The following is a 14,715-nucleotide window of genomic DNA, read 5'->3' on the forward strand; positions in this document are numbered from 1 at the left end:
CACATACTCGACTCATGGCTAAAAATATTGTAGTCCTCGGCACTCAATGGGGTGACGAGGGTAAAGGTAAAGTAGTAGACCTACTCACTGACCGGGCAAAGTATGTTGTGCGCTATCAGGGCGGACACAATGCTGGCCACACCCTGGTAATCGACGGTGAGAAAACCGTTCTGCACTTAATTCCATCTGGTATCCTGCGCGACAACGTAACCTGTATTATCGGTAACGGTGTGGTATTGAGCCCGGATGCACTGATGGCCGAAGTGACTATGCTCGAAGAGCGTGGTGTACCGGTTCGCGATCGCCTGAAAATCAGTGAAGCCTGCCCGCTTATTCTTCCTTATCACATCGCGTTGGATGTGGCGCGTGAAAAAGCGCGTGGCAACAAAGCCATTGGTACCACGGGTCGTGGTATTGGTCCGGCTTATGAAGACAAAGTGTCTCGTCGTGGTCTGCGCGTCGGCGACTTGTTTAACGCGGAAGACTTTGCCGCTAAGCTGAAAGAAGTACTGGATATTCACAACTTCACACTGACTCAGTATTACGGTGAAGAAGCGGTTGATTTCGACAAAACCTTAGCGGATGCACTGGCTGTAGCAGACATTCTGCGTGCCATGGTTGTCGACGTAACTGACGAACTGGACAAAGCGCAAAAAGCCGGTCTGCCAATCATGTTTGAAGGTGCACAAGGTACGTTGTTGGATATCGACCACGGTACATACCCTTATGTAACGTCTTCAAACACCACAGTAGGTGGCGTGGCAACAGGTGCGGGTTTTGGTCCGCTGAACCTCGACTATGTGCTGGGTATCGTTAAGGCTTATACTACTCGCGTTGGTTCTGGCCCGTTTCCAACTGAACTGGACTGTGCAGTAGGCGAACACCTTGGTGTTAAAGGCCACGAATTTGGCGCGACTACCGGTCGTAAGCGTCGAACTGGTTGGTTTGATGCGGTTGCCATGAAGCGCGCAGTACAAATTAACTCGATCACCGGTTTCTGCTTAACCAAGCTGGACGTACTGGACGGTCTGGAAACCCTGCAAATTTGTGTGGGCTACAAAGACGCTGATGGCAACATCAAAGATGTGCCGCCAATGGCAGCTGATGGCTATGATTTGGTCACGCCAGTGTACGAAGAGATGCCTGGCTGGAGCGAAACCACGTTTGGCGTAACCGACTACGAGAAACTGCCTCAGGCCGCGAAGAACTACATCGCACGCCTTGAAGCGCTGACCGGTGTGCCGGTAGACATTATCTCTACAGGGCCGGACCGTAACGAAACTATCGTTATGCGTCACCCATACGACGCCTGAGTCGTACACAGTCTCTGAGTTTGAAGGCCCCGTTCATCGGGGCTTTTTTATGCCTGTAATACCATCATTACCCAAAGCTTCTGTGGCGACAATCAATCTTCTATGCGGATTGGTATTAATTAGTGTTACGATAGGTCGGTCCAGTTAAGGTGGAGTGGATTTCAGATGTCGCAAACTCATTCAATCGCACACACGTTTGAGCGGTTACAGCAAACATTTCAGCTCGGCAAAACACGTACTTATGCGTGGCGAAAAGCGCAGCTGGATGCGTTACAGCGCCTGCTCACAGAAAACGAAAAGGCACTGTGTGAGGCGCTTGCAGAAGATTTGGGTAAAAGCCAAACTGAGGCCTGGACCACTGAAGTCGGCTTCCTGCTCAGCGACATCAAACACACCAAAAAGCATTTAAAGCAATGGATGAAGCCGTCCCGCGTGAGTACGCCAATCGTTGCTCAGCCTGGTCGCAGCTTTATCCAGCCTGAGCCCTTGGGCACGGTGTTAATAATTGGTGCCTGGAATTACCCCATACAACTTACCCTGGCTCCGTATGTTGCGGCGCTGGCGGCAGGGAACTGCGCTATCTTAAAACCTTCCGAGTTGTCGCCGGCCAGCTCAGCGCTCATGGCCACTCTGATCCCACGTTATCTGGATGGCGATGCGATTTCGGTCGTCGAAGGCGGAAAAGATGAAGCGGCTTCATTACTGGAATTACCTTTCGACCATATTTTCTATACCGGAGGCGACCGAGTCGGCAAAATCGTCATGCAGGCCGCAGCTAAACACCTGACCCCGGTAACACTGGAACTTGGCGGCAAAAGCCCGTGTATTATCGACAGCGACACCGATCTGGCTACCAGTGCCCGACGTGTCGTGTGGGGCAAGTGGACCAATGCTGGCCAAACGTGTATTGCGCCGGACTATTTGCTGGTTGAGCGCAGTGTAACAAAGGAATTTCTGACACTGCTGGAGCAGGAAATCAACCGGCAGTATGGTGCACAACCCCTGACCAGCCCGGATTACGGACGCGTTGTTAACCGGACTCATTTTGACCGCATCCGTGGATACATGCAGCAACAGGACGTTGTTATTGGCGGGCAGGTAGACGAGGCCGCCTTGCGTATTGCACCCACCGTTGTACTCAACCCGGATATTGACAGTCCGGTAATGCAGGAAGAGATTTTTGGCCCGGTGATGCCATTGCTTGAAGTGAGCAGTGTCCAGGAAGCCTTTGATTTTGTGAAGCGCAGACCCAAGCCTCTGGCTGGTTATTTGTTTAGTCAGCGCCAGTCAGTGCAGCAGCAAATGATTGACGAAGTCAGTGCAGGCAGTGTGTGCATTAATGACGTAATGATGTTCATGGCAAACCCGGAACTGCCATTCGGCGGAACCGGCTACAGCGGCATGGGGCGGTATCACGGTAAGTTTGGATTCGATACGTTCTCACATCAAAAAAGCGTTATGAAGCGCAGCTTCTGGTTTGACGCAGCCATTCGTTACGCACCCTCCAGCGCACGAAAACGCTATCTGTTGAAAAAACTGCTTTAGCAACGGGGCTTAATCACTGAAAAGCCGCCTTGCCTACGCGAAGCGGCTAACCACCTCAAACTATCTTACTGCGCTTTGCGTTTCGTGCTTTATTTCTTAATATGGTTCGCACTTGGCAGTAATTTTCTGCTTACGCGAAGACATGTAGTAATTTTTATTCGTCGATTTAAGGTTTAGTCATGACGCAACCGTTTCACCTAGCCATACCTGTAGATGATTTAGACAAAGCTCGGGCGTTTTATGGCGACTTGTTGGGCTTTAAGCAAGGCCGCAGCGATACCCAATGGATTGACTGGGATATGTATGGACATCAGTTAGTCACGCATTGCGTTAAGCGTATGCCAACGCCTCCTGAGTACAATAGCGTGGATGGGCACAATGTACCTGTACCGCACTTTGGTGTCGTACTTACTATGGCTGACTGGCAACAGTTAGCCGACCGATTGGTTGCCGCGAAGGTAGAGTTTGTGATTGAGCCTTATATCCGCTTCAAAGGTCAGGCTGGGGAGCAGGCCACATTGTTTTTTAAGGACCCGGCTGGGAATGCACTTGAATTCAAGGCATTCAAAGACATGGGGCAGCTATTTGCGGTAGATTAAAAAATACACAAATTGATGCTGGCCTTTTTTGCTAACTTATTGTTAGTATGGGTATATTGTAGTTCGATGCTGTAAAGCTCGTGTAGTCTTGATAACGGGAAAGAGATAAATGGAGTTTATCCAAAAGAAGCGCGGCGTAAAACAAACGTTTACGCTCAGGGACGACCATTTCAATTTTGCTTACGAAGATAAATCCGGTTCCGGGGATATAGATCTCAACTATGTCGATTTACCGCAAAAGTCCTCGGTATCCATTGAGCAGAACGAGTGGTTACGCAATGTCGGCTTGCTTTGGATTGCATTGGGCGTAGCGCAAATAGGCTGGGCGATTTTTAATGACCTGAGCCTGTCTGGAAAGGGGTTCTGGTTGATGGTGGGCATGGCCTGCGTATTATGGGCCCACTTTTCTAAAACCCGCTATTCGGTATTCAGAACAGAGCGTGGTAACGTGCTGGTAATGCAAAATAAGCAACACCAACAGATTGTTGAAACACTGCATGCCCGCCGCAAAGCGCAGTTGCTGGACTGGTATGGTGACGTTAATCCTGACAACGAATTGGAAAATGAAATTAGAAAGTTCCAGTGGCTGGTGGAACAAGACGTCATGACCCAGGCGGAGTCAGAGCAGAAGATTGCCCAGGCGCAATTACTGCACAACAGTCAGTATGAATCGACAGAAACTAAATTGAATTAACAATGTCCAACTAACTTGATCGCCACTAATAATAAAAATAAAGGAGCGAAGACATGCGTGAAGAGCTTATATCTGATGGTCATCGGGGACGTTCCCGTTCCCTCACAAAGGTGCTGGTTGACTGGTTATTCTGGGGTGTGTGTTATGCCGTAGGCTGGCCCGTCTGTAAGGTCTTCACTCTTGGGTTTTACCCACAATCCAAATCTCACGAACGCGCTATTTTCAGCCAGCGCCGGGCTCATACCGGATTTACCTGTGCCATGATCGGCCTGGGGATTATCATTGCTGCAGCCGGGTTTTATAGTGGCTATCTGCCCCCGTTAACGCTTAAATAACCCTCTCGTTTCTTAAAGGAATAGTGCGGCATGCCAGGTGAGGCAAACCGCAAAACCCGGTGCTGCCAGCTTACTGTACCATACAGAATGCGTTCAGCTTGTTGCCGTCCAAATCGCGAAAATAGCCGGCGTAAAAGCCTCTCTCTGCATCTTCTGGCCTGAAGCCTGGCGCACCTTCACAGGTGCCACCCAGTGCTAAGGCTTTTTGGTAAAAGGCGTTCACCTGTTCTGGTGTGTCCAGCGCAAAGGCCGCCATATTGCCATTGCCTGCGCTTGCTGGCGCTTTGTTAAATGGCAGGGTGACGCCAAACGAGACTTCTCCTTGGTTTCGCGCCCAGGCAATAAAGTAATTGTCCTGTTCCATAAAACGCTCAGCGCCAATCGTACCCAGTAGCGCGTCGTAGTATGCGCCTGCTCGTGCCAAATCAGCCGTGCCTACCAGTATATAACCAATCATCTTCGTCTCCTTTGTGGTTGTTGGTTAACAGACGCTTTCATAGTATTCGTTGACTCCTGACAGTAAGTGTCAGTAGAGTTTTTCTATTCTTGGATCTCCCTTAACAACGGACGACAAACACATGCGAAAGGCGGAAAGACTCAACGAAATTGTGCATCACCTGAGAAGGATGCATCAGGCTGTCACTGCCGACACCCTGGCAGCATTATTTGAGGTCAGCCCGCGAACTATTTATCGGGATATTCAGGATTTAATGGACAGCGGCATTCCCATCACTGGTGAGGCGGGGGTTGGGTATGTAATTGATAAACAGTACCACTTGCCGCCAATTATGTTTGATGCCGATGAAATAGAAGCCATAGCACTGGGCATTGGTATGGTAAGTAACTGGACGGACGCTGCCTTTGCCCGCAAAGCGAAAAGTGCTTATGAGAAAATACAGGCAACGCTCACTGCGCCTATGATCCACGAGCTCACCCAAATCAGCACGTTTTCAGCACCTAGTCGCTATAAAATTCCCTGGAAAGTGAATTTTACCGAGGTGCGCGAATGTATCAGGCGAAAGCAATTTGTCACATTCAGTTACCTTGACCTGAGTGACCAGGTTACCGAGCGGACAATTCGCCCTTTGGCATTGATTTCATTTAGCCCAATCTGGCTGTTGGCCGGGTGGTGTGAAATGCGTCAGAACTTCAGGAATTTCCGGCTGGATCGGATTTCGGACTTTTCAGTATCGCCACAACGGTTTCGGGATGAAAAGGGCAAGGCGCTGTCGGATTACTTAAAAGAGCAGGACGAGTGCGTTTAATGAGGGAGCTGCTTGTCGCAAAACTCCCTCACCTGACTGTGTTATTGGGTGTTGCGAACAATGGCCTTACCGCGGCCGTTTTTCTCTGAAGCAGCAGACAGCTTGCCGTTTTCATTGAGAATAAGGTGCAGGTCACCAAAGCGGCGGTCGTCGATGGTATAGCCCATGGCTTCTAACGCCGTCAGTGTGGCTTTGTTAAACCCATCGTGTACGCGGATTGTGTCTTTGGGCCATAACTGATGGTGGAAACGCGGACTGTTCACTGCCTCTTCCGCCGTCATGCCGTACAGCAGGGTATTAAAAATCGACAGTGTCACAGAAGAAATAATCGTGGTGCCGCCTGGTGACCCGGTAACGAGCTTCACGCTGTCGTCCTCAAGCACAATGGTCGGGGTCATGGAAGACAGCATACGCTTGTAGGGTTCAATGGCATTGGCTTCACCACCGATTGCACCAAAGAAATTTGGCACGCCGGGTTTAGCACTGAAATCATCCATTTCGTCGTTCAGCAAGAAGCCCGCCCCTTCTGCAACCACACCTGCCCCAAAACTCAGGTTAATGGTGGTGGTGTTGGAAACGGCATTACCCCACTTGTCGACGATAGAGAAATGCGTGGTGTCTTCACTTTCATGTAAGCCGGGTGCAATACCTTCTGTGGGTGAAATGGCTGTCAGATTAATGTCTTTTGCTCTGCTTTCGATATAGGCAGGTTGCATGAGTTCACTCTGCGGCACATCAAAGAAATCCGGATCGCCCAGATACTCGGCACGATCTGCAAATACACGTTTTCCTGCTTCCGAAACCATATGCAGGTAAGGTGCAGAATTGTGCGCAGGCATAATATTGGTCTTTAGCACCGTATCAACCATACCCAGCCACTGTGCTACCGCTATCCCCCCTGAACTTGGCGGTGGAGCCGTAACCACTTTGTAACCACGCCAATCGAATGCCAGTGGCGTGCGCCATTTTGCGTGGTAGTTGGCAAGGTCATCGTGGGTCATCAGGCCATTGGTTTTTTGCATGTAGGCAACGATAGCGTCAGCAGTGTCACCTTTGTAGAAGCCATCAGGTCCCTGGTCACGAATACGCGCCAGCGTTGCCGCCAATTCAGGTTGTGTAAATAAGACGTCTGCTTCCGTGGCTGCGCCAAAATAGTGTTCGAAGTTGCTGTCACGTTCATTGTCACGCAGGCGTTTAATATACCGGCTAACACGTCCGGCTAATTTCGGGGGAACATGAAAGCCGTCTTTGGCCAGTGTTACCGCGGGCTGAACCAGTCTTGCCCAGGGCAGTTTGCCGTATTTTTGGTGTGCTTCCCACATTCCTGCAACGGTGCCGGGAATACCAGAGGCTTTCGCGCCAAACAAAGAGTCGGTAGGGTGAACATTGCCGTCTTCGTCCAGGTACATATCGCGAGATGCGGCTTCTGGTGCCATTTCTCGGTAGTCCAGAAAGTCAGGCTGACCGTCGATGTAGATAGTCATAAAGCCGCCGCCGCCGATGTTGCCGGCTTCCGGATAGGTGACCGCCAGCGTAAATTGCGCAGCAATGGCGGCATCAACCGCATTGCCGCCTTGTTCCAGCACGTCTATGGCAACCTGGGCGCCGAACTTGTCGGGCATGGCTACTGCGTAATCGGATGTGGTTTGTTCTGTAGGTTGGTTTGAACAGGCGACTAAGCCAAGCAGCCCTAATGTAATTAATAAAATGCGCATTGTTATCCCACCATTATAATACTTGTGATCAGGTAAGCGATGAGTGTTAACCCGCCGCCAACCAGGGCGTAGGGCAGTTGAGTTCTAACGTGTTCAAGTAAATCACAGCCGGAAGCGATGGATGAAACTGCCGTTGTATCTGATATGGGTGAACAATGGTCACCAAATACCCCGCCACCCAGAATGGCACCAATGACCAGCGAAGGGGGGAGTCCCAGTTGTTGAATGAGCGGCACCCCAATGGGGATCAGAATAGCAAAGGTGCCCCAGGACGTCCCCGTAGTGAATGACATGATCGCACCGGCGATAAACAACATGGGCACCACGAGAACAACAGGTAAGTACTCACCAACTAATCCGGCTACGAAAACCCCTGTGCCCAGCACCTTCAGGCTGCTGCCCAATGTGAGTGAAAGCAGCACAATCGTGACCAGCGGCAGAATTTCCCCCATGCCTTTGAAGCCGGTTTCTACCGCTTCGTGGTGGGTAAATCGCTTGCCAAATACCAGCATAAGATAGGCGACAGCCGTTGCCAGAATAGTAGCGTACAGCACGGATTTACTGCCGCTACCCTGTGCAAGCACACCATTACCAGTCCACAGCATAAAGCCCACCATACTGACTACCATGGTTACAATAGGTACAACCATGTAGCTGGCTTTGGTGGCAGGCGCCGCCTCTAGTGACTGCTGGTTGCTGCTAAGCTGTTGCTCAGCTTTTGCCATTGGGCCATGAACCTTGTCGGCAAAAACCGTGTAAGCCGCAATCGCCAGCGCAATAATAGCGTAGAAATTGAAGGGTACAGAGCCCCACAGAATACTGGCCGACGATTCAGGTAAATCATAAGTGTCCAGCATGCCTAGCACAAAGGCACCCCAGCCGTTTAACAGAATGAGAATACACACAGGCGCACTGGTGCTGTCGATGAGATAAGCCAACCGTGCCCGGCTCATGCCAAACTTGTCGAACAGGCCCCGGGCAAAAATACCCGCAGTCAGCACGCTAAGGTTCGATTCGATAAATACCACAATACCGGTGGCCATGGTTAATCCGCCTACCTGACGACGACTGCGGGCAACGCCGCGCTGGGTGAGCCAGTTAACAGTTGCGGTGACGCCACCGGAATCGCGAATATACGCCAGTAACGCGCCTACCAGTACACTGAACAGCAGTATGCGGGTATTTCCCGCACTGGTGGCAACATCGACAACCCGTTCAATAGAGGTAATGGGAGCCAGTAATAGGAGCCCGTCTTCGGAAGTAAGAAGAATAAGCGCTTCAGCGCATAATACCGCCATGAGCAGCGCCATAATGACTTCTTTCTTCCAGAAAACAATCAATATCGCAACCAGCGGTGGAATAATGGAAACCCATTCCATAGTGTAAAGCCCTGTTGTTGTTCTTTTAGCGTGGCATTAATGCCTGGGATCAGCGGTTGAGGACCGCCTCGTAAACCAGCGATACAATACTGCCATATTTACCGGTTTCAAAGGTTTTCCCGGTAAATTGCAGATTGCCGTCGTCGTCTTCCACAATGGGCGAATGTCGGGCGTTGGTCAATAGGATGACGGCCAAATCCAGAGCAGGGTCGATTACTGTCGCCGTGCCTGTCCATCCGGTATGGCCAAAAGCCTGTTCGCTGGCATATGGCCCAAAGTGCCAGCGGTTCTGGCCATTCGCGGCGCGACGCCAACCCAACCCGTAACTCCAAAAGCGGTTATCCGGCTTAATAAACGCATTGAGAACGCTGTTTTCAAATAACTGAACATTGCCGTAGCCACCGCCGTTTAACAGCAGCTGTGTCATGACGGCCAGATCATCCGCTGTAGAAAACAGCCCGGCATGGCCTGCTACACCTTGCATGGCGTGGAATGCTTTTTCATCGTGTACTTCACCTTGCAAGGTGTAGGTGCGAATGTTGGGGAAATCGAGCCGGCCACCACGCGTATTGCCCATCAGTTCTGTAGCAGCAAATTCTTCGTGCTGGTGGCCTTTAAGCAATGGGTTGAAACGCGTGTGGGTCAAACCCAGTGGGGTATACAGTTGTTCTTCGCAAAACTGGTCGAGAGGCAAGCCGGTGATGCGCTCAACTAACAACCCAAGTAGCATAAAATTGGTGTCGCTATAGGCCGTGGTGAGCCCATTGCCGATGTTGAACGGCACCTGCGTAATCAATAACTCGGATGTGCGCTGTTTGTCCTGAGAGTAGAATGCCGGGCCCAGTGGATTGTCCGGTTTATGGAACGGGATCTCCGGGGCATATCCGGATTTGTGTGAAAGTAAGTCGCTCACTCTGCGGGCTTCACGTCCATCGCCCTGGTATTCTGGCAGGTAATACTGGATGGGTTTGGTTACATCGAGCTGGCCGGTTTCAACCAACCGCATCAGCGCGAAGGTCGTTGCAAACATTTTGGTATTAGACGCCAGGTCAAAGCCGGTGTTGGTTTGCATTGGCTGAGGCATGGCCAAAGGCTGACCATTTTCATCATAGCGCCTGGCAAACCCGTAGGCGCTTCGTTTAATGATGGCGCCATCTTTAACTACCAGCAGGACCGCACCGGGAAAGCCTGCTTCCACTTCCTGATTGATCAGGGTATCTACTGCACTGAATCGTTGTTGGTACTTGGCTGTTTCATCTTTGAGCGTTGGAAAAGGCACCGTTACTCGCAATTCAGCGGTGCTGGGCTCAACCTGACTCACAGACAGCGTATTCAGGCCATTACGGGTTCGTCGGGCCAGAGAGTAATGGTAGGGCGTACCTGGTAAGAAAGGCTGGTCCAGCGTCAGGGTCTCACCATTGACTTTAATCTCGGCGCGGGTGGGTTCTGTTGCTTCGACAATCAACTCCCCGCGCCCCTGATAACTTTTGAATGCAAACCGGTCAGTCACAAAGGCGCGCTTGGTTGGCTCTGTATCCGGCACAAGGGTATCGATTTGGCCGTGTTTCGGCTCGTATACCTGGGCTTCAGACGGTTGTAGTTCCTTGTCATAACGGGCCAGGAGATTTTCTGCGCTGGCCGGAAAATACTTCTCCAGCAGGGCGAATAAGGCCGCCGCGGTGCGGCTGTCAGGTTCGCCTGTGACATGCCAGGGTAAAAAGTGCATTTGAAAAGCCGATACCGCATTCAGTGTGCTGCTGTCTTTAATGCCCGTTTCGACCACACCGTAACCATAGGCGCGGAATGCAGCCTGAATGAGTCCGACCGAAGCCGGCTGTTCGTTAAATTGTTTCCAGTAGTGGGCCAGTGTGTCGTTGTCGTACCAGGCGCCAATACCTTGTTGATAAAGCTGGTACCAGGGGAAGCGCGGGCCAGGATCATTTTTTCTGTCGAAGGCAATATCAGAGTGCCCTACAACGGCGGTAGGGTGAATGTCGGGGTTGCGCGCCAGGATGTCCTTTGCCAGTTCAATGACCACTTCAATTTGTTTGTGGTCATAGTCGGGGAAAAGGCAAAGGCGATTATTGCCATGTTCAGCCAGCGAGGGACCTAGCTGACCATCACGCTCGCAAGTAGGTACATTAACAATTTCAATACCAATGGAATGGTCGTTCAAACCAGTACGGCCCTGCCAGTAACTCTTACCGGCATGCCATGCGCGCTTATTTTCATCGACCAGTTGAATGACCCGCGGCTTACCTATCGGATCTGATGGGTCGTTTGATTCAGGTACCAGGTAATGTGCGCTTAGGCCACCTTCTTTCACCAGTGCATCAACCGACTTTGCGTAATCGATGGCAGTAAAGTGGATAACCAGAGACTTCACCCTTTCGCCGTAGTTACTGGACGGCATTTGAATAACGTTACGGCTGCTACAACTGATAACCAGCAAAACGCAGAAAATTAACGTTAACGAGTGGCGTAATGCGCGCATAAGCAGTGTGCATCCTAGGTAAGTGGTCGGTATTTACCCCAAATTAGCAATACCGAAACCGAAAGTAAATAATAAAATATTCCAAGTTAAGCCCAGGCTGTGTTTCGTATTAGGTATAAGGCGTCTTCCTGATTATGTCTCATTTATTCGGCAGTTTGGCGTGTGCATAGTTGACGCAGGTTAATTGAGTTCAGGTTGCTTTTTTCTGAGATCTTGGGAGGAAATTGCGATTGTTGGAATAATTTATTTTTTAGTGTGAATCGGGTAAGCTGCATGAATAATGAAACTGCCAATCGGAAAGCGGGTATGATGTTGCGAGGATTTTATGGGGTATTGGGAGTACTGGCTATGCTGAGCGTAACGGCGAGTTGTTCGTCATCCAGTGAGTCCACGTTATGGCTGGGTCAAAAGCTCATGCTGGATTTGCGCTATTACTGCGAAGACGGCACAGACGAGAAACACTGTAAAACACCGGTAACCGCCATCTCGCCAGAACTGGAAGCTGTCATTCGCGAGGGCAAAATCGGTGGCGTTATTCTGTTTGCAGAGAACCTGGAAGAGACCGGGCAGGTGGTCCGGCTGAATTATCAGTTGCAAAGCATTGCGAAAGAGGCGGGATTGCCGCCACTGTTTGTGGCGATTGACCAGGAAGGTGGCAGAGTAGCGAGATTACCCGACGCCGTCGCTACCCGGTTTGTAGGCAACATGGCAATTGGCGCAACGTATCCCACCCACGGCACCGCTTTCTCGACGAGTGTGAACGCGGGTATTGCAAAATCTATTCGATTATTAGGCTTTAACGTCAATTTTGCCCCCACAGTCGATGTTAATCTCAATGCAGACAACCCGGTTATTAACGTTCGTTCTTATAGCGAGTCGCCTGAGCAGGTGGCTGAAATGGGCGCGGCAGCGGTATCAGCTTTACAACAGCATGGCGTAATGAGTGCGCTCAAGCATTTCCCGGGTCATGGCGATACTCATGTAGACAGCCACACCGGCCTGCCAAAGGTTGAACACGACGCAGCGACCATTAATGCCGTGGATCTATTGCCATTCAAGCATGCCATTGAGCAAGCAGACTACCCGGCCATGATCATGACTGCGCATATTCAGTATCCCGCGTTGGATGACACAACATTCATTACCCGCGACGGCGAGCAAAAAGTGTTACCCGCTACGTTGTCGAAGAAAATCCTGACTGGCCTGCTACGCGACGACTTGGGCTACAACGGCCTCATTGTGACTGACGCTCTGGATATGGCCGGTATCGCTCAATATGTTGATCATCGCGATGCGGTAATCAAAACCTTCAATGCGGGGGCCGATATTGCGTTAATGCCATTCGCTATCCGTAATCCTGAGGGGATTAAGCAATTTCGCGCTTTGTATAAACAGTGGATTCAGGCCCGTGAACACGGCGAGTTGAATGCGGCAGAGATGGATGAATCGCTGCTGCGTATTCTGGCAGCGAAACAAGCGTATAAACTCGACGACTTTATTGCCCGGCCACTTGCTCAGCGTCTGGAAGAGGCGACGGCGGCACTGCCGATGGCTGATAATCAGCAATTGGAGCTCGAGTTGGCAGAAGCGGCACTGACCAAGGTCTTCGATAAGGGCGTACTGCCGCTGAAGGGTAAACACTTCGCTCTGGTCATGCCCGACGAAGCGCGTTGCGACGCGCTGTCGAATGCGCTCAAACAGTACGGTAAAGGCATAACGACGGTGTGTATGTCACTCAATCGCATTGCTACTCAACCTGATTTATCGCCGTTACTCAGCGCTGATGCACTGATAATTGGTGATATTACGCCGCAGCACAGTATGGCTGAAATGGGTGGCATGGATGACTTAGCCAGTTGGAGAGCAAGGCCCGACAAAGCCGCGATAGACCGCTGGGTGAAGAGCCTGACCGAACAGGCAAAAGCGAACCAGGTTAAAACAGTGATGGTTGCCCTGCGCACACCTTATATGTTGAGTGAATACCGCAATGTCGTCGATGCCGGCATAGCCACCTTTGGCTACAACGTCACAATCAGTCAAACGCCAAGAGGCGAGGTTGCTGAAGGCGCGGTCTTTTCCGCACTGGCAGCGGGCTTGTTAGGGCACATTCCTATGCCTGGTGAATCACCGGTTACCATTGAATGACACATCGTGTTCAGGCGCTTGATGCACTGCGAGGGCTGGCTATCTTCGCCATGTTACTGGTGAATAATCCCGGCTCCTGGCAGCACGTTTATGCGCCTCTGCTTCATGCTAATTGGCATGGTCTGACACCCACCGATCTGGTATTCCCCGGCTTTGTCTTTGTCATGGGCGTTACCCTCGCGATTCAGTTGCCCAAAGCACTCGCTGCATCAGGCAGTAAGCGGGTGTGCCTGACAGCGTTAAAACGAGGTGCCACCCTCGTGCTGCTCGGCTGGTTTCTGTACTTGTTCTGGTTTAATTTCGCAGTACCCGATTTCGACTGGATCAACGACCGGTTAGCAACCCTGCGCTATCTGGGTGTGTTGCAGCGACTGGGAATAGTCTATCTGCTTTCCGTGCTGCTAATGTGCACAATCCCACCGCAACGGTACCTTACCGTTGCCATCGGGCTATTAGTTGCCTACTGGCTGCTTATGCGTTTTGTGCCTTATAGTGCTGCGGATGGACAAACGTATCAGGGGTTATGGTTGCACGGTAATAGTCTGTCTGCGTACCTCGACAACCTGATACTGGGCGCATCGCATCTTTATTATGCCGATGCCAGCCCTTTTGCTTTTGATCCGGAAGGGTTGTTATCGACCGTACCGGCGGTGAGCAGTTGCTTGTTGGGCGTGGTTGCAGGTCGCTACTTAATTACTGAGAAACGCCGTACAGTGCAAGTATTGATTGTAGCGCTTGCTGGCATTGTAATAGGGGTTGCTTTGTCCGCCTGGGTTCCTGTGAACAAGGTATTGTGGACGCCTACATTTGTGTTGGTAACCAGCGGGATTTTGGTGTGTCTGTTATGGGCCTTTATGGCCCTGGATTCCCGTGTTTCATTGTTCAAACCCGGGCATCCTCTATTGGTGGCGGGCACTAACAGCATTGCGCTGTACATGATTGCAGGCGTGTTGGCCCGCTTGCTATTAATGATTCGCGTTGACGGTGCGACGGTGAAGTATTGGCTCTATCAACCTATCACCCAATTCATCGGCGACCCCAAACTGGCCTCATTGTGTTTTGCGCTGCTTTTCTGCTTAATTTGTTATTTACCGCTATTGTGGATGTACCGGCGCGGTATTTTTTGGCGGGTATAATCACATCTTTTTCAACTGGTGTTGAATCAACGGTGTGTTAGTGCGCTGGTTTGTCCACCTGACCATCAGGTCAAGGGCAAAATAAGTAAGAAGGT

The 14,715-nt window shown here is 51.0% G+C and carries 12 protein-coding genes; 8 read left to right on the plus strand and 4 right to left on the minus strand.

Annotation, left to right across the window (positions count from 1 at the left end; all coding sequences use genetic code 11):
• Positions 1–14 precede the first annotated feature (14 nt).
• The 5 genes from BUB81_RS16270 to BUB81_RS16290 all read left to right on the plus strand — a co-directional run bounded on the left by BUB81_RS16270 (position 15) and on the right by BUB81_RS16290 (position 4,486).
• The gene (locus tag BUB81_RS16270) at positions 15–1,313 is read left to right on the plus strand and encodes an adenylosuccinate synthase (RefSeq protein WP_073324377.1); all 1,299 of its coding nucleotides are present in this window, start codon (positions 15–17) and stop codon (positions 1,311–1,313) included.
• A 165-nt stretch (positions 1,314–1,478) separates the two neighbouring features.
• A complete protein-coding gene (locus BUB81_RS16275) occupies positions 1,479–2,858 on the plus strand; it encodes an aldehyde dehydrogenase family protein (RefSeq protein ID WP_073324378.1) in 1,380 nt (459 codons plus the stop codon).
• 179 nt (positions 2,859–3,037) lie between these two features.
• On the plus strand, positions 3,038–3,457 hold the full coding sequence (locus BUB81_RS16280; protein ID WP_073324379.1) for a VOC family protein: 420 nt from the start codon (positions 3,038–3,040) through the stop codon (positions 3,455–3,457).
• A gap of 109 nt (positions 3,458–3,566) precedes the next feature.
• Positions 3,567–4,151: a hypothetical protein gene (locus BUB81_RS16285; protein ID WP_073324380.1), complete on the plus strand. Its 585-nt coding sequence runs from the start codon at positions 3,567–3,569 to the stop codon at positions 4,149–4,151.
• Between the two features lie 53 nt (positions 4,152–4,204).
• Positions 4,205–4,486, plus strand: a complete 282-nt coding sequence (locus BUB81_RS16290; RefSeq protein WP_073324381.1) for a hypothetical protein — start codon at positions 4,205–4,207, stop codon at positions 4,484–4,486.
• Positions 4,487–4,556: 70 nt separating this feature from the next.
• Here the strand turns inward: BUB81_RS16290 and BUB81_RS16295 are convergent, their stop codons facing one another.
• Positions 4,557–4,943, minus strand: coding sequence for a VOC family protein (locus tag BUB81_RS16295; RefSeq protein ID WP_073324382.1), 387 nt, complete (start codon positions 4,941–4,943; stop codon positions 4,557–4,559).
• Positions 4,944–5,064: 121 nt separating this feature from the next.
• Between BUB81_RS16295 and BUB81_RS16300 the strand changes: the two genes are divergently transcribed.
• Positions 5,065–5,751: a helix-turn-helix transcriptional regulator gene (locus tag BUB81_RS16300; protein WP_073324383.1), complete on the plus strand. Its 687-nt coding sequence runs from the start codon at positions 5,065–5,067 to the stop codon at positions 5,749–5,751.
• 41 nt (positions 5,752–5,792) lie between these two features.
• Here BUB81_RS16300 and ggt read toward each other — a convergent pair whose 3' ends face one another.
• Genes ggt through pbp4b form a run of 3 tightly spaced genes read right to left on the minus strand, consistent with a single transcriptional unit; the run spans position 5,793 to position 11,339 of the window.
• Positions 5,793–7,466: a gamma-glutamyltransferase gene (ggt, locus tag BUB81_RS16305; RefSeq protein ID WP_073324384.1), complete on the minus strand. Its 1,674-nt coding sequence runs from the start codon at positions 7,464–7,466 to the stop codon at positions 5,793–5,795.
• 2 nt (positions 7,467–7,468) lie between these two features.
• Entirely contained in the window at positions 7,469–8,845 is a 1,377-nt protein-coding gene (locus BUB81_RS16310) for a Na+/H+ antiporter NhaC family protein (RefSeq protein WP_073324385.1), read from the minus strand.
• A gap of 49 nt (positions 8,846–8,894) precedes the next feature.
• Complete coding sequence (gene pbp4b / locus BUB81_RS16315) at positions 8,895–11,339, minus strand: penicillin binding protein PBP4B (RefSeq protein ID WP_073324386.1); 2,445 nt, start codon at positions 11,337–11,339, stop codon at positions 8,895–8,897.
• A gap of 273 nt (positions 11,340–11,612) precedes the next feature.
• Between pbp4b and BUB81_RS16320 the strand changes: the two genes are divergently transcribed.
• Both BUB81_RS16320 and BUB81_RS16325 read left to right on the plus strand, forming a co-directional pair.
• The gene (locus BUB81_RS16320) at positions 11,613–13,484 is read left to right on the plus strand and encodes a glycoside hydrolase family 3 protein (RefSeq protein ID WP_084526652.1); all 1,872 of its coding nucleotides are present in this window, start codon (positions 11,613–11,615) and stop codon (positions 13,482–13,484) included.
• Positions 13,481–14,620, plus strand: coding sequence for an acyltransferase family protein (locus tag BUB81_RS16325; protein WP_073324387.1), 1,140 nt, complete (start codon positions 13,481–13,483; stop codon positions 14,618–14,620). Before BUB81_RS16320 ends, BUB81_RS16325 begins: the two co-directional genes overlap by 4 nt.
• The last annotated feature ends 95 nt before the right edge of the window (positions 14,621–14,715 follow it).

This window comes from Marisediminitalea aggregata, assembly GCF_900129565.1.
GTDB classification, from domain to species: domain Bacteria; phylum Pseudomonadota; class Gammaproteobacteria; order Enterobacterales; family Alteromonadaceae; genus Alteromonas; species Alteromonas aggregata.

What these genes read in the sequence shown, in the direction of transcription:
- BUB81_RS16295 (WP_073324382.1), bottom strand. Translation starts at nt 4,943, where the DNA reads ATGATTGGTTATATACTGGTAGGCACGGCTGATTTGGCACGAGCAGGC.
- BUB81_RS16270 (WP_073324377.1), top strand. Translation starts at nt 15, where the DNA reads ATGGCTAAAAATATTGTAGTCCTCGGCACTCAATGGGGTGACGAGGGT.
- BUB81_RS16300 (WP_073324383.1), top strand. Translation starts at nt 5,065, where the DNA reads ATGCGAAAGGCGGAAAGACTCAACGAAATTGTGCATCACCTGAGAAGG.
- BUB81_RS16320 (WP_084526652.1), top strand. Translation starts at nt 11,613, where the DNA reads ATGAATAATGAAACTGCCAATCGGAAAGCGGGTATGATGTTGCGAGGA.
- pbp4b (WP_073324386.1), bottom strand. Translation starts at nt 11,339, where the DNA reads ATGCGCGCATTACGCCACTCGTTAACGTTAATTTTCTGCGTTTTGCTG.
- BUB81_RS16290 (WP_073324381.1), top strand. Translation starts at nt 4,205, where the DNA reads ATGCGTGAAGAGCTTATATCTGATGGTCATCGGGGACGTTCCCGTTCC.
- BUB81_RS16275 (WP_073324378.1), top strand. Translation starts at nt 1,479, where the DNA reads ATGTCGCAAACTCATTCAATCGCACACACGTTTGAGCGGTTACAGCAA.
- BUB81_RS16280 (WP_073324379.1), top strand. Translation starts at nt 3,038, where the DNA reads ATGACGCAACCGTTTCACCTAGCCATACCTGTAGATGATTTAGACAAA.
- BUB81_RS16310 (WP_073324385.1), bottom strand. Translation starts at nt 8,845, where the DNA reads ATGGAATGGGTTTCCATTATTCCACCGCTGGTTGCGATATTGATTGTT.
- BUB81_RS16285 (WP_073324380.1), top strand. Translation starts at nt 3,567, where the DNA reads ATGGAGTTTATCCAAAAGAAGCGCGGCGTAAAACAAACGTTTACGCTC.
- ggt (WP_073324384.1), bottom strand. Translation starts at nt 7,466, where the DNA reads ATGCGCATTTTATTAATTACATTAGGGCTGCTTGGCTTAGTCGCCTGT.
- BUB81_RS16325 (WP_073324387.1), top strand. Translation starts at nt 13,481, where the DNA reads ATGACACATCGTGTTCAGGCGCTTGATGCACTGCGAGGGCTGGCTATC.